Origin of the sequence: Flavilitoribacter nigricans DSM 23189 = NBRC 102662 (genome assembly GCF_002646595.1) — a bacterium.
GTDB lineage: Bacteria > Bacteroidota > Bacteroidia > Chitinophagales > Saprospiraceae > Flavilitoribacter > Flavilitoribacter nigricans.
Window position 1 is genome coordinate 92,332 of the sequence record NZ_PDUD01000040.1, and the last position, 24,482, is coordinate 116,813.

Annotated in this window: 16 protein-coding genes; 7 read left to right on the forward strand and 9 right to left on the reverse strand. The window is 51.9% G+C overall.

Annotated elements, in window-relative coordinates; genetic code table 11:
* Positions 1-8: 8 nt before the first annotated feature.
* The 8 genes from CRP01_RS32170 to CRP01_RS32205 all read right to left on the reverse strand — a co-directional run bounded on the left by CRP01_RS32170 (position 9) and on the right by CRP01_RS32205 (position 14,299).
* Positions 9-3,218 (reverse strand): SusC/RagA family TonB-linked outer membrane protein, encoded by a 3,210-nt coding sequence (locus CRP01_RS32170; RefSeq protein ID WP_170110624.1) that lies wholly within the window; start codon positions 3,216-3,218, stop codon positions 9-11.
* A gap of 191 nt (positions 3,219-3,409) precedes the next feature.
* Entirely contained in the window at positions 3,410-4,420 is a 1,011-nt protein-coding gene (locus CRP01_RS32175) for a T9SS type A sorting domain-containing protein (protein ID WP_099154192.1), read from the reverse strand.
* Between the two features lie 220 nt (positions 4,421-4,640).
* On the reverse strand, positions 4,641-8,423 hold the full coding sequence (locus tag CRP01_RS32180; RefSeq protein ID WP_170110625.1) for a T9SS type A sorting domain-containing protein: 3,783 nt from the start codon (positions 8,421-8,423) through the stop codon (positions 4,641-4,643).
* 68 nt (positions 8,424-8,491) lie between these two features.
* Positions 8,492-10,027: a sodium:solute symporter gene (locus CRP01_RS32185; protein ID WP_099154194.1), complete on the reverse strand. Its 1,536-nt coding sequence runs from the start codon at positions 10,025-10,027 to the stop codon at positions 8,492-8,494.
* A gap of 20 nt (positions 10,028-10,047) precedes the next feature.
* Complete coding sequence (locus CRP01_RS32190; RefSeq protein ID WP_099154195.1) at positions 10,048-11,205, reverse strand: four-carbon acid sugar kinase family protein; 1,158 nt, start codon at positions 11,203-11,205, stop codon at positions 10,048-10,050.
* Positions 11,205-12,242 carry a 4-hydroxythreonine-4-phosphate dehydrogenase PdxA gene (pdxA, locus tag CRP01_RS32195; RefSeq protein ID WP_099154196.1) on the reverse strand — a complete coding sequence of 346 codons (1,038 nt, stop codon included), beginning with the start codon at positions 12,240-12,242 and terminating at the stop codon, positions 11,205-11,207. Before pdxA ends, CRP01_RS32190 begins: the two co-directional genes overlap by 1 nt.
* Before the next feature lie 63 nt (positions 12,243-12,305).
* Positions 12,306-13,256, reverse strand: coding sequence for a dihydrodipicolinate synthase family protein (locus CRP01_RS32200; RefSeq protein ID WP_099154197.1), 951 nt, complete (start codon positions 13,254-13,256; stop codon positions 12,306-12,308).
* An 11-nt stretch (positions 13,257-13,267) separates the two neighbouring features.
* Positions 13,268-14,299: a LacI family DNA-binding transcriptional regulator gene (locus CRP01_RS32205; RefSeq protein WP_099154198.1), complete on the reverse strand. Its 1,032-nt coding sequence runs from the start codon at positions 14,297-14,299 to the stop codon at positions 13,268-13,270.
* 464 nt (positions 14,300-14,763) lie between these two features.
* Here CRP01_RS32205 and CRP01_RS32215 point away from each other — a divergent pair, with 464 nt between their 5' ends.
* From CRP01_RS32215 to CRP01_RS32235, 5 genes are all read left to right on the forward strand, one after another.
* Positions 14,764-15,141: a YkvA family protein gene (locus CRP01_RS32215; RefSeq protein ID WP_099154200.1), complete on the forward strand. Its 378-nt coding sequence runs from the start codon at positions 14,764-14,766 to the stop codon at positions 15,139-15,141.
* 23 nt (positions 15,142-15,164) lie between these two features.
* A complete protein-coding gene (locus CRP01_RS32220) occupies positions 15,165-16,427 on the forward strand; it encodes a thiolase family protein (RefSeq protein WP_099154219.1) in 1,263 nt (420 codons plus the stop codon).
* A 134-nt stretch (positions 16,428-16,561) separates the two neighbouring features.
* Complete coding sequence (locus CRP01_RS32225; protein ID WP_143473621.1) at positions 16,562-16,864, forward strand: hypothetical protein; 303 nt, start codon at positions 16,562-16,564, stop codon at positions 16,862-16,864.
* 479 nt (positions 16,865-17,343) lie between these two features.
* Complete coding sequence (locus CRP01_RS32230) at positions 17,344-18,558, forward strand: exo-beta-N-acetylmuramidase NamZ family protein (protein ID WP_099154202.1); 1,215 nt, start codon at positions 17,344-17,346, stop codon at positions 18,556-18,558.
* Between the two features lie 290 nt (positions 18,559-18,848).
* Positions 18,849-19,745, forward strand: a complete 897-nt coding sequence (locus CRP01_RS32235; protein ID WP_099154203.1) for an alpha/beta fold hydrolase — start codon at positions 18,849-18,851, stop codon at positions 19,743-19,745.
* A gap of 93 nt (positions 19,746-19,838) precedes the next feature.
* Here CRP01_RS32235 and CRP01_RS32240 read toward each other — a convergent pair whose 3' ends face one another.
* The gene (locus tag CRP01_RS32240) at positions 19,839-20,222 is read right to left on the reverse strand and encodes an SH3 beta-barrel fold-containing protein (protein WP_099154204.1); all 384 of its coding nucleotides are present in this window, start codon (positions 20,220-20,222) and stop codon (positions 19,839-19,841) included.
* Positions 20,223-20,631: 409 nt separating this feature from the next.
* Here CRP01_RS32240 and CRP01_RS32245 point away from each other — a divergent pair, with 409 nt between their 5' ends.
* Together CRP01_RS32245 and CRP01_RS32250 are read left to right on the forward strand one after the other, a co-directional pair.
* On the forward strand, positions 20,632-22,089 hold the full coding sequence (locus CRP01_RS32245; RefSeq protein WP_170110626.1) for a M20/M25/M40 family metallo-hydrolase: 1,458 nt from the start codon (positions 20,632-20,634) through the stop codon (positions 22,087-22,089).
* A gap of 183 nt (positions 22,090-22,272) precedes the next feature.
* A complete protein-coding gene (locus CRP01_RS32250; protein ID WP_099154206.1) occupies positions 22,273-24,255 on the forward strand; it encodes an alpha-L-arabinofuranosidase C-terminal domain-containing protein in 1,983 nt (660 codons plus the stop codon).
* Positions 24,256-24,482: the final 227 nt, after the last annotated feature.

A 24,482-nucleotide genomic window follows, 5' to 3' on the forward strand; every position in this document is an offset into this window, starting at 1 on the left:
TCTGGTTTTTACATTCTCACGTTTAGGCCAAGGCTCAGCGACCGGAGCAAAGGATAGGTATTGTACCGGGAGATCGCATCTTCTTTGTAATCAAAGGTGCTGATCGGTGACCAGAGATTGGTTCCGGCCAGAAATATCCTCAGTTCGGGAATGCCTCTTCTTTCGGAAAGTTCCTGGGGCAGGCGGTAGGATATATTTACGTTCTTCAGCCGAAGCTGGTAAACATCCCGCATCCAGAAGGTAGAGGCCCATTCGTTGTAGGTCCCGAATTTCGGGTTGGGATAGGCCGCATCGGTATTATCCGGCGACCAGAAATCGGACCAGAATGCCGGAGAATTTTCCCGGGCACCCACCACCGAGCGGGCCAGTTTATCTACTACCTGGTTGGAAATACCGTAGGCCATGCCCCATAAGGTACTGACGCGGAAGTTCTTCCAGGTAAAACCGAGACTGATGTTGGTCGGCAGCAGGTTTTTCCAGGTAAAGTTGTCGTTTACCCGTTCAATGTAGGTCTTATCGTGGATGCGGTGGATCTCGCCGTCCGGTTCGAAAACGGTTTCCGGTTCGCCGAGATTGGGATCTCCGGGTCGTCCGATGTCCTGAAAGTACAGGCTACCCACTTCGGCCGGTTTGCCCTCAATCGTATAGACGTGGCCCCAGGTTTCCACCCACATGGCATTGATGGCGTCCAGCTGTTCCTGGGTGCGGATGATGCCCTCCGTGAAATAGCCTTCTTCCCGTCCGGCTGCGAAAGTACTCTGTCCGATGGGATAGCGGAAATCGTTGGGTGCCCACTGCGTGGGACGTTGTAAGATCCGGTTGGTCGCAAAGGAAAAGTTGCCGCTGATGTTCCAGGAGAAATCCTGGCTGGGTTGCCCGCGATAGCCGATGGACATATCGTAGCCCCAGGCGTTCAAACGACCGAGGTTCTCACTGGGCAGATCGGTGATCCCCGAGCTTTGCGGGAACTCAACCGTCCGCTTGTCCAGGATATCGTATTGTTTGGTGTAATATACATCCACCGCAAAACTCAGGCGGCCCTGCAACAGTTTGAGGTCCATGCCCAGGTTGTGCATCTGGGATTTTTCCCAGCTGACCCCGCTACTGATCACATCCGTTTTACCGGAGACGGCCAGTCCGGGAACGGCGGTGGACCCACCGAAGAGATAACTTCCGGAAGGCGCATAGCTCAGATTGTACTCATAAGCACCCACGGAACTGTAACCGGTGAGACCGACGGACAGGCGGAATTTCAGATAGTCAATAAAGTTCACATTCTCTTTTAGGAAAGGTTCTTCGGAAGCCACCCAGCCGATCGCCACCGCCGGGAAGAATCCGGACCGCTCGCCGGGAGCGAATAGTACCGTGCTTTCGTAGCGCACCGTAGATTCCAGGAGGTATTTGTCGGCAAAGGAATAGTTCAATCGGGCCACCGCGCCGAGATCGCCCGATTCGTAAACAGCACCCTGGCTGACGGCCGAGAGGTAATCAAAAGCCCGCTGGGTTTCCACACCGTAGATCAACAGATTCTCGGCCAGGGCACCGAAGCCGGAAGATTTGCCTTCCATCTGTTCGTAGGTGGCAAAAGCCGAAAGGGTATGTTCCCCCCAGGATCTATTGTAATTGAGGTTTAGGTTTAACTGATAATTTTGCTTATTGGAAAACGATTCGGAGATCCGGTTGCGGTTGTTGATCAGCTGCTCCGAGATCAGCTGGTCGCTGAGGATATACTGGAATTGCGGCTGGAATTCGTACAGCGTATAGGGAATGTTGTATTCTTTGGTGTAGCTGTATCCCTCCCGGCGACTGATTGAAGCGGTGGCGGATAAGCCTTCAATAGTCGGGAATTTATAGGTTGCCCGCAGGTTAAGGGTATTCCCTTTATCCAGATCACTTCGATAACTACCGGAATTAAACAAAGCCATCGGATTGAAATCCAGGTTATTATATACCGGCAATCCGTCGATAAAAGGAGGCGTCCATTTAGGTGCCTGCAGCAATTGCTGGAACAGGCCCTCCATGGTATTGATGCCGGCCCCGGACAGATAAGGCCGTTTGAAATTGCGATTATCCAGCGCTACGGTAGCCGATACCTGCAGGTCATTGGTGATTTGCGCATCCAGGCCCAGGCGGTAGGAATATTTACCGACATCCATCTGTTCGAAGTTCCCCTCCGTGTAGGTATAGGAACCGCCCGCAAAGTATTTGATCTTTTCCGTACCGCCGGAAAAGTTGATGGAATGATTGGACAGCAGAGACTGTTTCCAGGCATCTTCCAACCAGTTGTAATTCAGGTTGCGCATGGCTTCCAGTTCTTCGGCGCTGATCGGCACGTAGCCGGGATTATCCACATTGATGGCATTCAGCATCCGGGCGTGATCGTAAGCACTGAGCATTTCCGTTTGCTGGGTAGCGTCACTCAGGCCCATACTACCGGAATAGTTCACACTCAGTTTGCCGACCCGACCGCGTTTGGTCTTGACCAGGATCACCCCGTTGGCCCCCTTACTTCCGTAAACGGCAGCCGAAGCATCTTTCAGTACCGAAAAGCTTTCGATCTGCGTAGGATCGAGTACATCGAATTCTTCCTGGGTCATTTGAAAACCATCCACGATATACAGTGGTGCCGGATCCTTGGCTCCGCCGCCGGAAGTACCGAAAGTGGTTTCCGCCCGGATACGCACCCGCGTCTGAGCGCCGGGATTACCAGTTGGCTGAGCGGGGGACACATTGACCCCCGGCATCCGACCGTCCAACAGGCTCGTCAGGTTAATGGCCGGAATATCTTCGATGTCATCCGCCGACAGGCTGGAGACCGAACCTACCAGATTCGCCCGTTTCACTTCACCGTAACCAATGACCACTACCTCCGAGAGGCCCGTGGCATTGGTTTCCAGCACAATATCGATACTGTTCCGGCCCTGCACCGGTACCAGCTTGTTGTTAAAACCTATGTAGGAAATTTCAAGGGTATCGCCGGCTCCGGCCTGCATTTGGAATTTGCCCTCCCAATCCGTGACCGTTCCTTCGGAGGTGCCTTTAACCAGGATATTGGCCCCGATCAGCGGTTCTCCTTCTTCACTGCTAATCTGGCCGGTAACGCTTATCGGGTTGTTGCTCTGGGAATATCCTTGAAATGGCCCCAGCAAACAAAGAATACAGGAGAGTATAAAGGCGGTCACTCCCCCTTTCGGTAATTGGAATGCTTGTACTGACATTTTCTTAGTTTTAAACCGCACCTGGTATAAGAAGGGCTGTACCATCATGTGGATCATGGTATTCACCCTTCCCTGATTAGCAGACAGAGCTCATTAAAAACCAGCTGTCGAAAAATCCCAAAAAACCTGGTGATCAGGCTCTTGCGCACCGCTGACCGGGCAATTTCGGCAACGGTGACGGCGGTAATCCCTTATCGGATAAAGACTTTTTTAGATTTCAATTTCTTGCCGGACTGGACATGGACTATATAAAGCCCGGATGGCAGTTCGGTAAGATGGAGCTGATCGGAATTAGTGGCAGTTTTCAGTAGTTGTCCGTTCGTGTGGTACACGGCGATATCGGCAATTTCGGATACGTTGATCAGGCGATTGACCTGCTCGATCCGCAGATCGTTCTCGTATAGATCAACCACCGGCGTCATCGGTGTAAAGGAAGCATAGACTTTCAGGTCGTGGATCCGGGGAGTCTGACCGCCGGCCTCCAGGAATTTCAGCATTACGTTTTCTGCATAAACGCCATCTTCCCAGGTCATCCCAAAAGCGGAGGGATCCGCGCGGTAACCGTTCGGCGTTTTGATACCGGTTGTGGGATCTTTGGTGAAGCTATCCCCGAAAGCTGCTCCGCCCGGCTGGTAGCGCAGGGTATCCCAGGTCATCCCGTCATCCAGAGAAAATTGCAGCATTACCCCTCTTTTGTTACCTCCCGTACTGGAGTGGGTCCACTGGATCACTTCAACGAAATCCAGTTGCCGCAGGTCTACTACAAATTCGCCGGCAATGGTTGGAGGATCGGAAGGAAAATTCCGACTCACTTCTACAAAACCGTTAGATACATTAGCCGTATTCTCCGTCTCCTGCTGATAGGCGTAAGCCGTTTGCCAGTCGGGAGCGTAAGCACACTGGGTGCAGTAATAACCGATCTTAATACCCGGTGCATTCAGGGCATCAACGATGGTCGTGTCGTTCTTATAACCGTAAATGATCCCGCCAGCCTCGTCGTAGGCGTTACTGCTGTTCCCCATATCCGGGTTTTCGTCCGAATGGAAAAATTCAAATCCCTGGAAATTTTCATCCAGGACCAATGGCTCGGTCGGACTCAGTTCGCCCCATGGTACACCCGTTCCGGTATTGAGTTGGGCAAAAACGAGCGCATGGGAGATCATGCAAATAGATAGCGTAAGAATGAATGTAAAAGTTCTCATTTTTTATGGCTTAAATTGTTAATAATCGAGACCCGGTCACCATAGGGTAAGCAGCCGGATCCTGTTGCTGTGAGTGAAAAAATTCAATAATAAATTCAGGATCAGTTAGAGCGCAGAGCGTATAGTCCCCGGCGGGAGCAGTATCCGGCATATTGAAACCCACTGGTCCTAAAGCGGTACTGTGTCTATACGCTCTGCCTCAATTATTCAAAGTGCGTCATTATTCGGCGATCATCAGTTTTCCGACGAAGGCTTTTCCTTCCGCTTCCAACTGGTACACGTAAACGCCCGGAGTGAGTCGGCTCAGATCAACCTCCACTTCATTCGTTCCGGTAAAGAACTGCTGATTACGGAAGATCTCAATTCTTTGTCCCATCATATTCGACAGATACAGATTGGCCGTTCCGGCAGTTTCCAGATCAAACCGCAGTCTTACCTGCTCTTTGGTTGGGTTCGGGTAAGCCAGGATGTTACGGGTAATTTCCGGTTTTTCAGCTGTTCCAACTACACCGTCGTCTCCGTTCCCGAGGATCCACTCTACCGAGCGCAACATCAGGTTGTAGAATTCCGGAGTTGCGTATTCCGTCATATCATCATCCTTACCGTAGATACCCAGTTCGTGGATGCCGAATACGACCAGTCGGTGTTCGGTAGTAACGGTATCGCCGGTAACAGTGGTTCCGGCCGGCATGGCCCAAAGGTTGGCATCAGCAATACCGAGGCTATTGTTTTTAGCCAGCGGAATACCGCCGCTCATATCCTGGTTGATGTTGAAACCGAAAGCAAATATCGTTTCCGGTGTTCCGCAGGTAGCGGTGCTCCAGGGAATTACCTCGTCCTGCATGTAGTCGCTGGTGATGTAGTGGCTACTATTCAGGATCTGCAGGGAAGTAGTTCCTTCCTGGCAATCGCGATCTTCCTTGAATCCGGGATAATCGCTGTTACCGTAGGTACCCGGGTCCGGATTAACTACCCAGCCCCACTTATCCGTGCGTACCGAAAGCGGTTCGAACATCAGACAGGGAATGGGGAATTTATCCGTATTTCCGAAGGCCACCACATTGCTGGAGCTACAGGATTCTCCGAATACTACGGCGTCGTATCCGCTGTAATCGTACCCTCCGGCAGCTACTTCGTTATCGTCGATCAGGGTTACGGCGTATCCAGCCTGTTCGAGCTGGTCGATAGAGACCGAATCACTCGGCACTACGTTGGCCGGGCCCTGGGCGCCTACATACAGCAGGTTGGCCACCGGCTCTACCACATCTTCCTGCAGTACCCAGTCGATAGAGCGGGTCAGGAGGGTGTAGAAATCATCCGTTGCGTATTCCGTCATATCTTCGTCCTTGCCGTAGATACCGAACTCGTGGATACCGAGCAAGACGATCTTATGTTCCGTCGTTTTGGTACCACCCTCTACCGAAGAACCGGTCGGTACCGCCCAGAGATTGGGCGTGGTTACGGCCGTGCTGTTGTTCTTAGCCAGTGGAATGGCTCCGTCTACATATTTGCCCAGGTCAAAACCAAAGGCAGCAATGGTTTCCGGCATACCGCAGATCGCGGTTGTCCAGTCGATCACCTGATCTTGTTCAAACTCACTGGTGATATAGTGCGTATTATCCAGAATGGTAAAGGAATTCGTTCCTTCCAGACAATCCCGGTTTTCCGTGAAATCGGCCCGGTCGGTGATCCATCCCCATTTGTCATCCCGTACGGCCAGCGGCTCCAGGATTACGGCGGGGATCGGATAATTATCGATCGTACCGAAAGCGACGACCCGGCTGGAGCTGGTAGACTCACCGAATACGACCGCATCGTAAGGGCTGTAATCATACCCACCGTCGGTAACATCATTGTCGTCCACCAGGGTTACGGTATAACCGGCCGCTTCGATCTGAGCGATAGACACCGAGTCACTAAGGATGGGATTATCCGGCCCAAGCGCTCCTACGTAAAGCAGGTTGCCTTTGGATGCTACCGGATCGGACATCAGTACCCACTCCACCGAACGGGTCAGTAAGGTGTAGAAATCTTCGGTAGCGTACTCCGTCATATCATCGTCCTTACCATAGATCCCGAACTCGTGGATACCGAGTAACACGATCTTATGGTCCGTGGTTTTGGTACCTCCTTCCACGGCCGTTCCGGCTGGAATGGCCCACAGGTTGGGGGTAGTCACCGCCGTACTGTTGTTTTTGGCCAGGGCCATAGCACCGTCGACATACGGATCCAGATCAAAGCCAAAGGCGGCAATGGTTTCCGGCATACCGCAGATGGCGGTCGTCCAATCGATGACCTGCCCCTGATTATAGATGCTGGTGATGTAGTGGGTTGTGTCCAGAATGGTAAAGGAGTTGGTCCCTTCCAGGCAGTCCCGGTTTTCCGTGAAATCGGCCCGGTCGGTGATCCATCCCCATTTGTCATCCCGTACAGCCAGCGGCTCCAGGATTACGGCGGGGATCGGATAATTATCCGTTTTACCAAAAGCTACCACGCGGCTGGAGCTCGTAGACTCACCGAATACCACCGCATCGTACGGGCTGTAATCGTATCCGCCGTCGCTTACGTCGTTATCATCGATCAGCGTCACTGTGTAACCGGCTGCTTCCAGTTGATCGATCGTGACGGAATCACTCGGGATCGGGCTGTCCGGTCCCAATGCACCTACATAGAGCAGGCTACCGAGCGGCACATCTCCTTTCATATAGTAGTCGAACCAGATCCGGGTACCGGCATCCAGTTCGATCCGGGCAAATTCCAGGGCTGCCGAACGGGGCGTGGCGTTGAAGTAGAGCATCATATCGTCATCAATGGTCCCTTCGGCCGGTGCGCCCACGGTGATCCGGGCTTTGGTCCATTGCCCGGCGAACTCATCATAAATTGCCGGTTCGATCGTATAGGGTACATCAACCGTGTAATTTCCGGAGCCGTCGTTGGCTTTCAGGGCACCGGATTCCAGGAAGTCCAGCAGTTTTACGCTGGGATCCTGCAGATCGTTGGTGATCACCAGTTCACCCAGGCGGGAAGTCGTCTGCAGGTGAATGGAGGTCAAAGTCGCTACGCCTTCGGGAGCTACCAGCGGGTCATCCAGATTGTCCAGAATGGAATTGCCGACGGCACCTGCGGGAGGATTTACCCAAACCGGCAGCTGGTAGGCAACGGTCATGTTATCAAATACAATGGTCGGATCGAAGCTATCCCGGGCAATGGGGGTTCCCGTACCTTCGGTACTCACCCAGAAATAGACTTTCTGGTTGCTGAATTCGGCGTAATCCATACCGATCGCTTCGGCAACTTTAACGGTTTTTTGACCAGAACCGGTGACGTAGATGTCCTCGATGGTAGACACAATATTGCTCTCACTGCCAATGGCGACGATCAGATCGTAGCTGGCCGTTTGTCCCGTGTTGCCGGCGTCGTAAGTATCTAGTTCAAATTCAATATCCGAGATAACAGCCGTTCCGGAAAAGCTGAATTGATAGCCGTATTCGACCTTCTTGTACTGGCCCGGATGCGTACCAAATGCCTGATTATCCGGATCGCCATTGACGTCGAACAGACAGGCGGACGGCTTCCAGATCGTGTTTTTCACAGAATCTTCGGTACCGGCATATTTTTCCGCCCATTTGTCGAAAATGGCTTCCATGGAATCGATGCTCGCCATGTGTACGGCGTTTTCGTTGCTGTTCCAGCGGCGGACTTTAAAGTCGTCGTTGAATATGGTGCTGGCAGCGGGATCATCCGATTCGTATACCTTGGACTGGAAACCCCGGTTGGTCTGACACTTCTGAAAGCTAATGGAAATTTCCGGATCAGCCGACCAGGAGCTACTGGGTTTATCCGTATTGAAGTCGAGTAAAAAAGTGGCGACCCCGGTTACCGGGTCGACGTTCAGGGTCTGCCCGATACTGGGCTTATCCCCGAACCTGAACTGGGCATTCAAATGACTTGCAAATAATACGCAGCAAGCCATCAGAATGATCTTGATGTAATTATTCTCCATTGTGATGGGTTTTGTTAATAATATATTGGCCTTGTGTTTTGTCATAGGTTCCATAGAGATGTTTTTTGTTATCGGTTTCGACCGTAATAGGTTAGTGCTATATCTGCTTCCGGTTCTTTGAAAAATAAGCTGGCCAGGTAGCCTACGCCGAACACCAGGAGGTGGCTGTAAACCCCCAGCATATACTTGTGTTGCTCAAAATTCCAACTGCCCAGATCCAGCAACAGTCTTTTGTCCTCAATACCGATCGGGGTGGAGGTCAGCAGTGCGTAGGCCGTGAACAGCACGCAGGCGATGATCCCAATGAGCAGTCCCTGTTTATTGGCTTTGGTAGTGAATAAGCCGAGCAGGAACATGCCGACGATGCCCCCGGAGAATATGGCATAAAGCGTAAAGACAATACCCAGTACCCCTTTATTGCCGGCGGTGACGTAAGTGGTCGCCACCAGGAGCGCCAGGATACCCGAAACGGCCACTGTGATCCGACCGGCCCGCATTTGATCGCGTTCCGTACTTTTCGGTTTAAATCGTTTGTAGTAATCTTCGACATATACCGCCGACAGGCAGTTGAGGTCGGAATCCAGACTGGAGATCGCCGCCGCGATGAGCGCGGAAATAACGAAACCCGCCAGGCCGACCGGAAAGCTGGTACTAATGAAATACGGAAATACCTCATCCGGCTTGATGTCTGCCGGCAATCCGGCGGAAGCCGTTTGATAGTACACGAATAAAGCCGTACCGATGAACATGAAGAGCGCCCAAACCGGCACGCTGAGCAATACCCCAATAAGGGAGGCCCGGATGGCTTCCTTATCAGATTTGGCGGTCAGGTAGCGCTGGACAATGGTCTGATCTGTGCCGTATTTCTGCAAAGCGTAAAAGACCCCGTTCAGGGCCATGACGATGAAAGTCAGATGGTAAAAATCCAGATCGTAGGGACCGAATCCCGTACGTCCGTTCTCCGAGGCTACCCGCATGATCTCCGAGATCCCACCGTCGATGGAGCTGATCAGGATGATCAGGGTGATGATCCCACCGACAATCAGTAGAATACCCTGCACTACATCCAGCCAGATGACCGCTTCAATTCCTCCCAGCAAGGTCAGAATGATCACGCAGATGCCGAGCCCCCAGATGACGGCGATCGTATCTATGCCTATCAGACTGGAAATGGCCAGCCCCAACAGATACAGTACCGTACCCATCTTGGCAAAATGTACCAGCGCGAAAGCCAGGGAACTGTAAATGCGGGCAAACAGCCCGAACCGTTTTTCGAAATACTCGTAGGCGCTCAGATTGATTACCTTCCGGTATAGGGGTACCACAAAGCCGATGATCAGCACCAGTACAATGGGCACCATCAGCCCCTGTACCAGCAGGATCCAGTTCGAGGAAAAACCCTCACCGGGATACGCCAGAAAGGTGACACTACTGATCAGGGTAGCCAGAATGGACAGGCCTATCGCCCAGGACGGCAGATTGCCACCGGCCTTGAAGTACTGCTTGGTATCCGTTTGCCGGGCAGAGAACCATACTCCTATCCCAACCGAGATTACCAGGGTAAGAACGATAATGATATAATCGATCAAATGTAGCTTAGGCATGTCCTGCTTTTGTACCTATTTTAAAATGATATTTTGAGTCGGGGCCAGATGGAATCGGGCCACTTGTAACTGCCTGGTTTAAGCGTCATTTTCAGGGGTTTATATTTGGCCAGTTCCATGCGGGTCACCCCTCTGGCCAGATGTTGCACGGGGTAAAGTTCGTCGGCCTCCATTTTATTCAGTATAGCGTAGGAAGTAGCTCCGCCCTCTACAAATAGTTCATCCACGGAGGAGTGCTTCATCATCGCGATTATGAGATCGCCCAGAGCCACCTTCAGGTGAGGCCTTTCTTCAAAAGGCAGATCCTTGTAGCTCATCGTGATGACCAGCTTTTTGGAATTTTCGTAGATCACCTTTATTTCTTCGTACCACTGTTCGATATCTGATGCCGAAAATTTGGCATTATTGAATATTTCCCAGGGCATATTGGAGACGCTGAATCCCTGATCGGATATCTGCTTGATCAAAAACTCATTGTCCACAGTAGCGCTACCCAGAATGAGCAGCTGCCGTTCTCCGAAGGGTACTTTTTCCTCCGGATTGCCGGCCAGATGCAACCCCCTGTATTCTAAAAGGGCATCAAAAAAATCACTGCCGCCGCAGAGGGCGACATCCTGATCCGCCAATGCCGCCCATTTCAACAGGTCCTCGTGATTGGTTACTTCACCGATATAGAAGCCGGGACCGTCAATGTCCGATATCTCCCGGATGACCCGGGTGCGATCCCGGAAATCAGGATTGATCAGATCCAGCAGCCGGGATGATCCTTTTTTACTTCTGAAAAAATTGGTGTCCGCCAGCGGCACATCATTGATATAGTAGGTGCCGTCTTTCACAATCCGGTTCAGGCTGGGGTTGGCCGGAATGATGATCGCCCGGTCCAGTCCCTGCGTTTTGGTAAAGACATCGCATTCCAGCATGACGTTTCCCCGGAGTGCCGAATCGATCTTTTTGTAAAAAATATCCGGATGCAGTTTATGGAGCTCCCGGGTAGAGGCTTCGATCTTTTCACCGGCCTCCTTCCGGGCAAAGGAGCGCGTATCCGTAGCCAGACACCAGAGATCAGCTCCGGCTCCGGGATCCACGGTGGTGGATACCACTCCTTTTAGCCCGCGGCTTAGACCTACCCCGGCAATTTCGGCTGCACCAGTCAGATCATCCGCTATTACAATGTGCATCAGGCAACCAGTTTTCTTTGTTGACAAAATCTTACTGCATACTCCAGAGAAAGCCGCATTGCATCCGGGCTGGCCATGTTCTTTCCGGCGATCTCCATGGCGGTCCCGTGATCTACCGAAACCCGGATAATTGGTAAACCCAGGGTGATATTCACCCCTTTTACCTTTTTCATTTTATTCGTATCGTTATCCCAGGAGAAGCCCAACACTTTGAAGGGGATATGCCCCTGGTCGTGGTACATGGCCACACAGCAATCATAAAATCCACCCGCCGCTTTGGGGTACATGGTGTCCGGTGGCAGGGGCCCCTCCACCTGGTATCCCTTTTCCAGGGCTTCGTTCACTGCCGGGATGATCTCTTCGGTCTCTTCGTAGCCGAACAGTCCTCCGTCACTTGCGTGGGGATTGAGTCCGGCTACCCCGATCCGGGGAGATTCGATCCCCAACTGCCGGCACGCATGGTGGGCCAGTTCGATCGTTTCCAGTATCCGTGGCTTTCGAACCAGATCACAGGCCTGTCGTAAAGAAACGTGGGTAGAGACATGCACGATCCGAAAGTGTTCTTCCGCCAACATCATGGCGTATTTTGCCGTATCGGTGTAGTGGGCGTATATTTCGGTGTGCCCGGCAAATTGGTGCCCGGCCAGATTTAATGCTTCTTTGTGGATCGGAGCCGTTACGGTAGCATCGATCTCCCCCTCCATCGCCAGTTCAATCGTTTTGCGAATGACTTCAAATGCCAGATTGCCGTATTCGGCTTTTACCACCCCGTATTCCAGCGGGGCTTCCGGCAGCACATTCAGATCAAAGACATTCAGTATATTGAAGGCGAAATCTGCTTCCGCTATCTTCGTGATCGAACGGATCTCCAAATCGCTACCGACCGTTTGATTGCTGGCTTCCAATACCCACGTTTCTCCGATAACCACCGGATTGCAGATCGCCCTGACCTCGGGGTCCGTGCAGGCCTTGAGAATAATCTCCGGCCCGATCCCCGCGGGATCTCCCATCGTTATGCCGATTACAGGTTTTTTCATATTCCGCTACAAGTGGTTTTTTCCGGAACAGCTCGTTGGTGACTGTCCTCGCTACTTAAATTACTAGGCAAAGGTCGCCGCCACCGGTTGGAGCCGGACGGGCAAATTGTATTTTTCGATCATCGGTACTAATGCCCGGTGGATCAGTTTTCGGTTCGCTTCATCCGGCGGAGCCATCGGCATAGCCACTTCCGGCGTACAGTAGCCCGCCAGGTGGAGCATGTATTTCAGGCCGGGTATGGCATCCACCACGGTACGTCCTTTCTGGCAACAACTGGAGACATCGTCGCAGATCTGCTGATTCAAGATCGCCATTTCGGGATCTCCGGCCAATGCGTAATCGACGATCGCCTGGTAATGGCCGGGAATCAGATTGGCCATACTGGGCACAATGCCCTGTGCGCCGCCTAACATCCCGCGCGCACTGTAGGCGGCACAACCCAGGAAGAAGGCAAAATCCTCACGCTCTTTCCAGAGGTTGAGGTTTTGCTGCAAACGCTCCTCTCCCATTTCCGAATCCTTAAGTCCGACGATCCGGGGATGCCGGCTCAATTCTTCGATGACCGGTAAGGGGATCGACATGCCGGTTGTGATGGGAATATTGTAGAGCATGATCGGAGCTTCCGTGCTATCGGCCAGTTGGAGGAAATAACGAGTCATCAAAGCGTCGTGCAGCGGATAATAGGTCGGCAGATGGGGAACGACGGCGTCGTAACCCAGTTCGTGGGCGTAGTTGGCCAGTTCGACCGTTTCCGCAAAGCTGTTGGCCGTTATACCGACGTAGGTAACGACCTCACCGGCGTACTTTTTCACTACCCGCATTAACTCTTTGCGTTGGGCCACGGAAAAGGACATTGCCTCTCCGGTAGTGCCCCATACGAAAGGAAAAGCACCGGCATCCGTGATGTTGGCCAGGATCTTAATAGCGGCACCTTCGTCAATTTGACCGTTTGCCTTTATCGGTGTAACCATGGGCACAATAACGCCCCGGTATTTTTGCATTTGTTCTTTCATACCTTTAAAACTTATGACTGATCATTAGCAGCGGAAGGGGATTCCGTTCCGCAGGATTTCCGGATCTTCAATTTGGCATCCATGATCACTTTTATACAGGGGCGGTCGGGTTCCACCATGCGGTTGAGCAGGAGTTCCGTGGCCCTCCTTCCTATTTCGAAACCGTCCTGGTGGACGGCCGTTAACGGCGGATTCAGCGATTCCGACCAATACATGTCGTCAAAACCGACGATGGCGATATCCTTGGGGATATGAAGTTCCCGGGCGTGAATGGCCCGCAGCGCCCCCAGGGTCAGCAGATTGTTTCCGGTAAACAGGGCCGTGGGCGGATGTTCCATATCCAGAAAGGTATTGGTGGACTCTACCCCACTCTGAAAATCGGAGGATCTGGTGATGATCAGGTCCTCCTCTACCGGGATGCCACTTTCCAGCAGTGCTCTCTTGTAACCGGCCAGTCTGGCTTTGGTGGTGGGAATATCCCACTGACCGCCAACGTGGCCGATCCGCCGGTGTCCCAGATCGATCAGATGTTTGATCGCTCCGTATGCCGCTTCCTCATTGTTCACCTTCACCACATCTACTTCTACCCCGGCAATATCCCGGTCCACACAGGTAACCTGGTAGCCGGACTTGACCAGTTCCGTAACCTTTTGGTCATCGTTATTCACCGGCGCCACAATGAATCCGTTGACGCCTTCCGCCTTCAGAATGTCGATGTACATTTCGGAGCGGGCCTTGTTTTGGGAAAAATTGCCGATGATGACGGAATAGCCCTTGTTATAGGCCGCCAGTTCGATCCCTTTGACCATATCCACGTAGAACGGATTTTCGATGTCCGGCAACACCAATCCGATCAGTTTACTTTCCTTGCCTTTGGACCGCAATCGCTGGGCCACCCGGCTCGGCCGGTAGTTCAATTCTTTAATGGCTTTCTGAACCTTATGCTGGGTATCCATCTGCACCCGGCTGTCGCCGTTGATGACCCTGGAAACGGTGGCCGTCGAAACGCCCGCTCTCTTCGCTACATCTTTCAGATTTGCCATAAAATGTCGTTTAAATGTAATCGTTTACATGAATTAAGTACTTGTTCTTCAATTATTTATACTCTGAAAAAAGGCACTTATTTGTAAGCGTTTTCATAAATATAAGCATAAGTTTTTAATGTCCTATGAAATCACTTATTTAAAATGAAAATTAACATCTTCATAGAGGCAACGTATTATGTTGCCAGCAGACCAGGGTCAACCAAAGAATATTTTGAAGACCTCCCCTCAGTATCGCCCCAAAAGACCATAATGGAAATAAATGTTCGGTATGGTGATATCGTGACGATCATTCGGCCGGCCAGCGCTCCTTCCGGAAGCGAAAAAGCGCTGCTAATTCCTCCATATAAAAACCGCCATTAGCTTTTTCCGATCTATCGATCAAATACCACCAAATACCTGTTGCAATAGGAAGCGGGAAATAAACCAGCCAGGGCTATTTCCCGCCATTAGAACCGAACAAGATGTCCATACAAAAACGATTTCTGAATTGGGTAAAGGGCTTAAAAAAGGAATTAAAAGCCCTGCGGGTAGCCGTCAGCCATAATCTGGTACCCTGGTACGCCAGGTTAATCATTTTATTCACGGTAGCCTATGCGCTGAGTCCGATCGACCTGATCCCGGATTTTATTCCGATCTTGGGATGGATCGACGATCTGCTGATCGTTCCGGTGCTGATCGCGCTGGCCATCCGACTTATCCCGGCGGAAACAATGGATCGATGCCGGGCCATGGCGGAAACGATCACCTTCGATAAAAAGAAGAACTGGCTGGCCGGTAGTCTGATCATCCTACTTTGGTTACTGGCCGCCTACTGGCTGTATAGCAAATGGAGATCCTGAGATCCGGATAAATGTATACGATTATGAAAAAATCAGCAAAAGAAGTCTGGCTGGTCGCCGGACGCAGAAGCCCCTTCGCCAAAGTGGATACGGCGTTTAAGGATCTCGGTGCCATCGAGTTGTCCGTGCCCGTCGTTCGGGCTATGGTTACCGAACAATCCCTCAGCCCGGATTTTTTGATCTGGGGTTCCGTCGCGCCCAATCTGGGCTACAGCAATATCGGTCGGGAAGTCGTAATGGATGCCGGGCTGGACCAACGTATTCCCGCTTTTACGACCATCATGGCCTGCAGCACCAGTATGCTCGCCGCGATGGAAGCCGCCTCCATGGTCGGTGAAGATACCGTCGCGCTGGTGGGTGGTGTTGAAAGTATGAGCCGGGTGCAACTCGGTCTGAGTCAGAATTTTTCCGACTGGCTACGGCGCCTCTTCCAGGCCAGATCCTTTTCGGACAAACTGAACCAGTTGGGCCGGTTGAAATTTCGGGATATCCGCCTGCACATTCCCAGTGTATCCAACCGTAGCACCGGACTGAGCATGGGCGAGCATTCCGAGATCACCACCCAGCGTCTGGAAATCGCCAGGGCGCCCCAGGATGAGATCGCCCTGCAAAGTCACCAGCGCTACCTACAGGCCCGGGAGCGGGGCTTTTTCACCGACCTGCTGACCCCGGTAAACGGTTTGGACCAGGATACCATTCCCCGGCAGGATACCAGTCTGGAAAAACTGGCTAAACTCCGCCCGGTATTCGATCGAACGGAGCGGGGCACCCACACCGCCGGAAATTCGTCCCTGCTTACGGACGGGGCCGCCGGATTGTGGGTAACGGGTGCCAAGGGCCTGGATCGCTTCTCCGAGGCCCGTTATGCGGTGAAGGTGATCGATTGGGAACAAGCGGCCGTAAACATCGAAGCGGACGGATTGCTGATGGCGACGACCTACGCCATCCCGCGCCTGCTCGCCCGCCACGGTCTGAAGCTGGCGGATATCGACCTCTGGGAGATCCACGAAGCTTTCGGGGCGCAGGTACTCGCGAATGTGCAACTCATTCAGGATCCGGCGCATCTGGAAAAAGCCGGTGTCTCCTCCAACCTAGGCCCATTTCCCTGGGAACGGCTCAATCCCAACGGCGGCAGCATTTCCATTGGTCACCCATTCGGAGCCACCGGAGCCCGTATTCTCAGTCAGGCGGTTAAAGAACTGGCCGGGATGGAAAAAGGGAAGAAAGCGATCGTAAGCGTATGCGCCGACGGGGGGCTGGGTACGGTCATGTTACTGGAGCATTAAAAACCGGTGCGCTGCAAAATTGAAATATCGTTAAGGTCTTTCTAAAAACCATTGCCCGTTCATCCAATTGATACCGGCCGGTGTTCTTATTCAGGCAATTTAGCCATTGAAAACAATTGAAGATCTTTATGAGCATGACCAGATTATTAGCGGCTTTGGGTTTATTTATGCTGACCCTGAACGCCTGCTCGGCACCCGAAAAAGCCCCGGACCATTTCATCAAAGGAACGGTGGAAGGTATTCAAAACGGAAAAGACGGATATACGGCTAAGATCAAAACGGAGGACAATGAGACTTACTTCGTCACGGTCAGTACCGCCAACCTAAGCGATCCCACGCAATACAAAGCGGTGGAGATCGGATCGGTCATCGAAGTCCAGGGAGATGAATGGACTATGGGAGAGGATAAGCAAATCACCGTCCGGCAAATGAAGTAAGTGGCCGCAAACGGGGATACCTTGTGCCAATCAGGAATTGAACCTGGAATTAATGTCCCTTTGGGCACAAAAATTTTGGTAGCAAAATAATTATTTCCCGGCTGAGGTGCCGTAGATACGCCCTGTAAAACCATATTGCGTACCTACGGCACGCTGAGCCTACCGAATTATTGGACGGACTACCTGTATTTCGTCCCTACAGGACTTTTAACTCCTGATTCGCATACCACGTCCCTTTCAAGATTCCACCGGCCAACTCTACGCTACCGATGAAAACAACTGGATCCCTTAGGGTTTTCTGAATCATCGCAACCGCCAACGCAGTAAATTATACGGACCGAAGCAGTTTGGAGAATTCTGACTGTTACAAGTACGCCAAAACCAAATCACTTCGCGCCATGTATTTTTAACGGGTACATCGTTTTTTTGAATAGCTTTAGGGTTTGATTTATTAAATCTATAAATACCCTTTAGTGCTTATGCGATGGATAATTCTTATCCTGTTAACCGGCCTGCTCGCCTGCCGTCCGGTTGCTACCAATAATGAACTCCACCAGGAACCCGAAAAGAAGATACTAACCGGCGCCGACCAAACGGAGCGGTACCTACCCTATCTGGAAGGAAAGAACGTGGCCATTATGGCTAACCCCACTTCCATTATCGGAGCGACCCACCTCGTGGATAGTCTGCTGGCCCTGAACGTCAATATAGTCAAGGTATTTGGCCCGGAGCACGGTTTTCGGGGAAATGCCAGCGCCGGGGTCAAGGTGAAAGACGAGATCGATACCCAGACCGGCGTCCCGATCATTTCCCTCTACGGTTCCAAAAATAAACCAACGGCGGAAGACCTCGCCGATGTCGATGTACTGATCTACGATCTGCAGGACGTTGGGGTGCGTTTCTATACCAATATCAACGCTTTGTCGCGGCTGATGGAAGCCTGCGCCGCCAACGGCAAAGAGCTATTGATCCTGGATCGCCCCAACCCGAATGCTTATCTGATCGATGGTCCGATCCTAGATATGCAGTATAAGTCGGGGATCGGGATGTTTCCCCTACCGATGTCCCACGGGCTCACGGTTGCCGAATTTGCCCAGATGGCCAACGGGGAAGGCTGGCTTACCGATCAGGTGAAATGCCCGCTGAAGATCATACCGGTAGCCAATTATACGCACGAGATGCCCTATACCCTACCGGTGCCTCCTTCGCCCAATCTCAATTCCCAGCAATCGGTATTGCTTTATCCTTCCATGTGTATGTTTGAAGGGACCTACCTTAATCACGGACGGGGCACTTATACCCCCTTTGCGGTGATCGGCAGCCCCGAGCTGAAGGGCATTTACGAATTTTCCTATACGCCTACCGGTATCAAGGGCATGGCCGAAACGCCACTGTTCATGGACCAGGCATGCTACGGCCTGGACCTGCGGGAGTACGATACCGATCTCCTCCGGCAAAAAGGTCAGATCAACCTCCAGTGGATCATGGAATTGTACCAGGCCCATCCGCATAAGGAAAAGTTTTTCGATTCGAGCCTGAGTAACCAGATGGGCGTTATTGAAAAACTGATCGGGAACGGTTTGTTCCGGAAACAACTCCAGGAAGGCGCCTCAGAAGCGGAGATCCGGGCCAGTTGGGAACCCGGCCTCAGTGAGTATAAAAAAATGCGGGAAAAATACCTGTTGTACCCCTGATCACCGGTACCATAATTTATTGTGAATATCCGTACGGACGCCAGTTGCCGTACTCTTATCTCAACGCCCCGGGACATACCGTTTCAACAGCAATGGTACGAGTCCCGGGGCTTTGTTTTGCCCAACCTAATGCGCCTCCAGGATCCGAAGGAGTATGAAGTAAATACTGCACGTTTTTCTTATCTTTAAAGATCGTCCGATCCGGGAGGTAGCTTCACCTCCGCCACATGGTTCCACTACTGCATGTCTATTGCAATTCAGGCATAGAATAAACCCTTAAAATCGGAATCATGAGATCTTTGATGTTAAGCTTAAATGTGCTCTTTTTGCTACCGGTTTTCGCGCAAACCGGATATCTTAAGGAAAGTCCCCAACTGGCTTACTGGGAATTAGGCCGGAGATCCGAAGTGGTGATCATCCTGCACGGCGGGCCCGGTGTGGAACATACTTACCTGCGGCCGGAATTCGACGTTTTGAAAAGGTCCGCCCGGATCATTTATTACGATCAGAGGGGCTGTGGCCGGAGCAAAGCGGGATCGCGCTATCTGTGGCAAGACCATATGAGTGATCTGAAACGCATGATCCGGGAACACGCCCCCGGCCAAAAAGTCTTTCTGGCCGGCTCTTCTTGGGGAAGCCTGCTGGCGCTACTTTACGCCTATCATTACCCGGAGGATATCAAGGGATTGATCCTTTCCGGCCTGGTACCCTGGATGGGAAAAGGTAAGGATATCCGGGACCGCCCCTACTTGCAGCACCGGGACCCCGAAGAACAGCCCGATCCCGTCATTCGAAAATTTCCCCTGCAGGAACATAAATGGGTAGAGGCAATAGCTGAGAACGGAGATCTGGTCCGCCGTAAAGTGCCCATTGAGAAGGAAGTCTACGCCTTTCGGGGGCCGATCCGAAGTCATACCGTGGTAAGTATGGAAAGTGCGCCGGTAATGGACAGCCTGCATCGCATCCAACTCCCGGCCCTGATCCTGAACGGCTCGGATCCCTGCCGTTACTTATCCGCGGTGAATGAATACGCCCTGGTCTTACCCCAATCGGAGATCGTTTATTTCGATGGAGCCTGCCACGATCCCTGGTTTTCTGATCCTCAAAAATTCCGTCAGGTCGGGAATGCCTTTATTAGAAGGGTGAAAAAACAATCCCGGAAAGCCGGCAGGTTATCCCGGAAATAAACCGATCAGGGAAGCGAAATGCGGAAAGTCTCTTACTGTAGATATAATTCGAAAAATACGGTGGGTACTGGATAGTGGTTAGACGTTGACAGCCTAGTTGCCCGAAGCGTTTCGGCGACCTTTAATGCGCTCCGCCACCAGGGCTTCGATAGATTCGGGCTGTTCTGTTTTCAAAAGATTCTGAGCCAGGAAACTGCGGTATCCACCGTCACCCACACTCCAGAAAATGATCTGCTCCGGATGATCGGGACGCGGCATGACCGTGGTTTTCCCTTCGGGTAGGAACGCCGGATTCAGGGTAGCTAATTTGCGAACCACTACCCCATCTTTACGCTGAAAAACGACATAAACGAGGTTCTTTAGCATGTCTTCCTGCAGGCGCCGTACCATCCGCACTTTGCGGCGGGCCCACGACCGGCTCAGTCCCAGACGGACCAGCTTATCGTACAAATTTTCCCTTGCTGCCAGATCGTTCATTTCTTTAACTTTTACTCTGAATATTAAACACTTAAACCAATAAAAAGTTCCATTTTAAACTTTTCAAAACAAGCCTTTTTCAGATTCAAAAATACAGCTCCCAGGCAGTACTACAGCCAGTCATAAAAGCTCCGGTACAGCAACCAAAAAAGTGGTAATTCCAACAAATCCAAACCTACCCCTACCTACTGATTAACAACCTATTGCAGAAAAATCCCCGCCTTCAAAAAGAACTCGCTTCCCAAAACAAGAGTTTAATAGACACTACGCAAAGCGCTTCGGGATTTTCCGAAAGGTTTTGCTCAAAACCAAAGGAGCGCCAGACCGATATCGGATATCACCGGAAAACGAAGGGCGAGCGCTCCATTTTAATCACTGAATGGCCCCCGATTCACACAAGACTACAATTATGATCCTGAAATATTTTTTTGCCATCGCCATAGTCTGCGGACTGGTACCACAGGGTTTCGGCCAGAACAGCCCGCCCAACAACCTAACCGTAAGTTTTAAAGGACAGCAACTCAGTATGACTGAAGTGCTGAGCCACTACCTGCAGATCCCATCCGTCAGCGGCAATGAGAAAGAAGCCGGACAGTTCCTCCAACAGATCTCTAAGGAGAACGGACTGTATATTACTCCGATGGGGCAGGAAAACGGAAATTTCAATTTTGCCGCCTCCATTGCTCCGCTTTCTCCGGAGCTTCCGAATATCATTTTCCTGAACCACCTGGATGTCGTTCCGGCCGGTGATAGTGCCCAGTGGACTCATCCTCCGTTTTCCGGTAAAGTCCTGGACGGCGATATCTGGGGACGGGGAGCTTTTGATAATAAAGGACCGGCCATTATGCAACTTTTCAGCATTATTGAAACTGCCCGCCAATTCCAGGGCACCCAGCTTCCTTTCAACGTGACCCTGCTGGCCGTTTCCTGCGAAGAGACGCAGTGCGAAGGAGGTATCCGGTACGTTCTGGATAATTTCCTGGAACAACTAAACCCTACCGTGGTGATCGGAGAAGGCCCGCCCTCGATCGACCAGGTGCTGAAAAGCGATCCCGATCAGGATTTATTCGGTATTTCCGTGGCACACAAGCGACCGCTCTGGCTGGAGCTGGAACTGAAAGTAACCACCTCCGGTCACGGTTCCGTTACTCCCGTGGAATACGCTAATAAGGAAATGGTGCTGGCGCTGGATCGACTACTGAAACGCAAACAAAAAGCCATCTACACCCCGGTAAACGTCGACCTGCTGAAACAGCTGGGCCAACTGGAAAAAGGAGTGAATGCCTTTGCCCTGAAAAACCCCAAATTTTTCAAATGGGCGATCATTCCCAAAGTCCGGAAACAACCGGAAATGTTCGCATTGTTCTCCAATACCGTCACGCTTACGCGAATGGACAGCCACAACGACGTCATCAACGTCATTCCCTCCAAGATCACCGCCCACCTGGATTGCCGGCTGATGCCCGGACAAACTACGTCGGATTTTATTAAAGAAGTGAGGCAACGGCTGCGCAATGACGACATCTACGTAACGGTGGTACACGAAGCCCCCGCCATGACTCCTTCGGATGATAACCACCCCTTTTATCAATTCCTGGCCGGCTCCCTCAAAGCGGCTTATCCGGATGCCGAACCGATCTCCATTATGCAACCCAATTTTAACGATCTCGGTCAGTTCCGCGCGCGGGGGATTACCGCCTTTGCCAGTACGCCCATCCGAATGGACCGGGAATATCTGAATAGCATCCACCAGTTCAACGAAAGGATACCGGTTGCAGCGCTGGAAGAAGGAGAAGCGGTGTTTCGCGATTTCATTTTGAAGTGTATCAATTCCGAACCACTACCGAATGATATGGTCCGTAAATAAAGGCCGGACGGGTGTTTCGATACTCTCGCTACGCACAAGCCGGTGGAATTAGGGTATGGTTTTTGGAAAACCGGATACGGCCGCTATATTAGTGTTTGGATTTCGACTACCGGATCTGACGGTAATAGGCATGATCCGGACTCCGTTACCAGAAACCATATCATTAATTACGACCAACCACTTATGAAGTACAAAACAAGATTTTGGCCCCTTCTCGTGAGCCTGTTGCTCTTCGGTTCTTTCGCACTGGCCCAAAACAATCTCACCGTTGACGTTTCGCAATCGGTGGCCAGGATCCAGCCCACGATGTACGGTATATTTTACGAAGACATCAACTTCGCGGCCGACGGCGGGCTCTATCCGGAAATGATCAAAAACCGGTCCTTTGAATTCGACGAACCCATGATGGGCTGGCAACAACCCAATAGTGTAAAGCTGGCCTTCAATCCCAATTCCGGCTACGCGACGGTGATCAAATCCCTGCACGATGGGGAAAAGTTTAATTTCTGCCGGGTCGAAGTGAATAACCCGGATCAGTATGTAATTATCAACGAAGGGTTCAGAGGTATGGGTATCCGCCAGGGTGCGCATTACGATCTGACGCTGCGGGCCGCCAAAAGGTCCGGCAACGTACGCAGGATCACCCTGGAACTTATCGACGATGCCGGGAATGTACTCGGTGCCGGTACCATCATTCCTACCTCCAAACAATGGGCTAATTACGCCACCGAGATCACTGCGACCAAAACCGAGGCCAAAGCCAAACTACGGATCACCTTCAGCGGCAAAGGCGAGCTGGACCTCGATATGATCTCCCTCTTCCCCCAGGATACCTGGAAAAATCGCAAGAACGGCCTGCGCAAGGATCTGGTCCAATTGCTGTACGATCTCCGCCCCGGTTTCCTCCGCTTTCCCGGGGGTTGCATCGTGGAAGGTCGCACCCTGGCCAAACGCTACCAGTGGAAAAAAACGGTGGGACCGGTCGGTGAACGGGCTACCCTCGTCAACCGTTGGAACACGGAATTCAACCACCGGCTTACGCCGGATTATTACCAGAGTTTTGGTCTGGGCTTTTTTGAATACTTCCAGCTTTCCGAAGATCTGGGCGCCGAACCCTTGCCCATCCTGGGCTGCGGAATGGCCTGCCAGTTCAATACCGGCGAACTCGTGCCGATGGATGAACTGGATCCCTACGTTCAGGATGCGCTCGACCTCATCGAATTCGCCAACGGACCGGTAGATTCTCCCTGGGGAAAAGTGCGCGCGGATATGGGTCATCCGAAACCTTTCAATATGAAGTACATCGGTATCGGGAATGAGCAGTGGGGGCCGGAATACATCAAACGCTATAAAGTATTTGCCAAAGCGCTGAAAGATGCTTATCCGGATATCGTCCTGGTCTCTACCGCCGGACCTTTCCCGGATGGCGATTTCTTTGAATACGGTATGGGAGAACTCGTTAAGCTGGACGCCGAACTGGTAGATGAGCATTATTATCGTCCACCTTCCTGGTTTCGGGAAAATGCCGATCGTTACGATGATTACGACCGGAATGGACCGAAAATATTTGCCGGAGAATACGCCGCGCAGAGTGTCGAGATCGCCAGCCCGAACAATAAGAACAATTGGGAAACGGCGCTTTCCGAAGCAGCCTTTATGACGGGCCTGGAACGCAATGCCGATCTCGTCCACCTGACTTCCTACGCACCTCTGATGGCACACGCTGACGGCTGGCAGTGGACCCCGGATATGATCTGGTTCAACAACCTGGAGTCTATCGGAACGCCCAACTACTATGTCCAGAAGTTATTCGCTAACCATCCCGGCACAGACCTGCTCCGGATCACCCGGGACGGAGAGCAACTCAGCGGACAGAACGACCTCTATGCTTCCGCCGTAAAGGATGCCGGCAAAAATGAACTCATCATCAAACTGGTGAATACGGCGGAAAATTCTCAGAAAGTTAAAGTAGACGTTGAAGGAGGAAAACCCGGTGCAGAGGGGAAATTCACGCGCCTGCGGTCGGACGACCTGAGTGCGGAAAACTCGTTCGAGTCGCCGCGCAACGTTTATCCGACAGAAGGTACGGTTCGCCTGAATGGTAATGCCCTGCAGGTAGAACTCCCCGCTCATTCGCTTTCGGTATTCAGAGTAAGTCTGGATTAAACGCCATAACGGCCGGTGGGCCCGCTGATCAAGATATACTGCACAACGTCTGAATTTGTGCATTAGATATTCCTCCTCCGCCCTGCGGGCACCTCCTCCCGAGGAGGATAGCACCTTGCTTAATGGATGGTTGTGCTCCACTGGGGGAGCTGGCCGAAGGGCTGAGGGGGATCTTCATTTGCACAAAATCAAATGTTGTCAAGTATAATTTAGCGGACCCACCGGCA

What these genes read in the sequence shown, in the direction of transcription:
- CRP01_RS32170 (WP_170110624.1), bottom strand. Translation starts at nt 3,218, where the DNA reads ATGTCAGTACAAGCATTCCAATTACCGAAAGGGGGAGTGACCGCCTTT.
- CRP01_RS32175 (WP_099154192.1), bottom strand. Translation starts at nt 4,420, where the DNA reads ATGAGAACTTTTACATTCATTCTTACGCTATCTATTTGCATGATCTCC.
- CRP01_RS32180 (WP_170110625.1), bottom strand. Translation starts at nt 8,423, where the DNA reads ATGGAGAATAATTACATCAAGATCATTCTGATGGCTTGCTGCGTATTA.
- CRP01_RS32185 (WP_099154194.1), bottom strand. Translation starts at nt 10,027, where the DNA reads ATGCCTAAGCTACATTTGATCGATTATATCATTATCGTTCTTACCCTG.
- CRP01_RS32190 (WP_099154195.1), bottom strand. Translation starts at nt 11,205, where the DNA reads ATGCACATTGTAATAGCGGATGATCTGACTGGTGCAGCCGAAATTGCC.
- pdxA (WP_099154196.1), bottom strand. Translation starts at nt 12,242, where the DNA reads ATGAAAAAACCTGTAATCGGCATAACGATGGGAGATCCCGCGGGGATC.
- CRP01_RS32200 (WP_099154197.1), bottom strand. Translation starts at nt 13,256, where the DNA reads ATGAAAGAACAAATGCAAAAATACCGGGGCGTTATTGTGCCCATGGTT.
- CRP01_RS32205 (WP_099154198.1), bottom strand. Translation starts at nt 14,299, where the DNA reads ATGGCAAATCTGAAAGATGTAGCGAAGAGAGCGGGCGTTTCGACGGCC.
- CRP01_RS32215 (WP_099154200.1), top strand. Translation starts at nt 14,764, where the DNA reads ATGTCCATACAAAAACGATTTCTGAATTGGGTAAAGGGCTTAAAAAAG.
- CRP01_RS32220 (WP_099154219.1), top strand. Translation starts at nt 15,165, where the DNA reads ATGAAAAAATCAGCAAAAGAAGTCTGGCTGGTCGCCGGACGCAGAAGC.
- CRP01_RS32225 (WP_143473621.1), top strand. Translation starts at nt 16,562, where the DNA reads ATGACCAGATTATTAGCGGCTTTGGGTTTATTTATGCTGACCCTGAAC.
- CRP01_RS32230 (WP_099154202.1), top strand. Translation starts at nt 17,344, where the DNA reads ATGCGATGGATAATTCTTATCCTGTTAACCGGCCTGCTCGCCTGCCGT.
- CRP01_RS32235 (WP_099154203.1), top strand. Translation starts at nt 18,849, where the DNA reads ATGAGATCTTTGATGTTAAGCTTAAATGTGCTCTTTTTGCTACCGGTT.
- CRP01_RS32240 (WP_099154204.1), bottom strand. Translation starts at nt 20,222, where the DNA reads ATGAACGATCTGGCAGCAAGGGAAAATTTGTACGATAAGCTGGTCCGT.
- CRP01_RS32245 (WP_170110626.1), top strand. Translation starts at nt 20,632, where the DNA reads ATGATCCTGAAATATTTTTTTGCCATCGCCATAGTCTGCGGACTGGTA.
- CRP01_RS32250 (WP_099154206.1), top strand. Translation starts at nt 22,273, where the DNA reads ATGAAGTACAAAACAAGATTTTGGCCCCTTCTCGTGAGCCTGTTGCTC.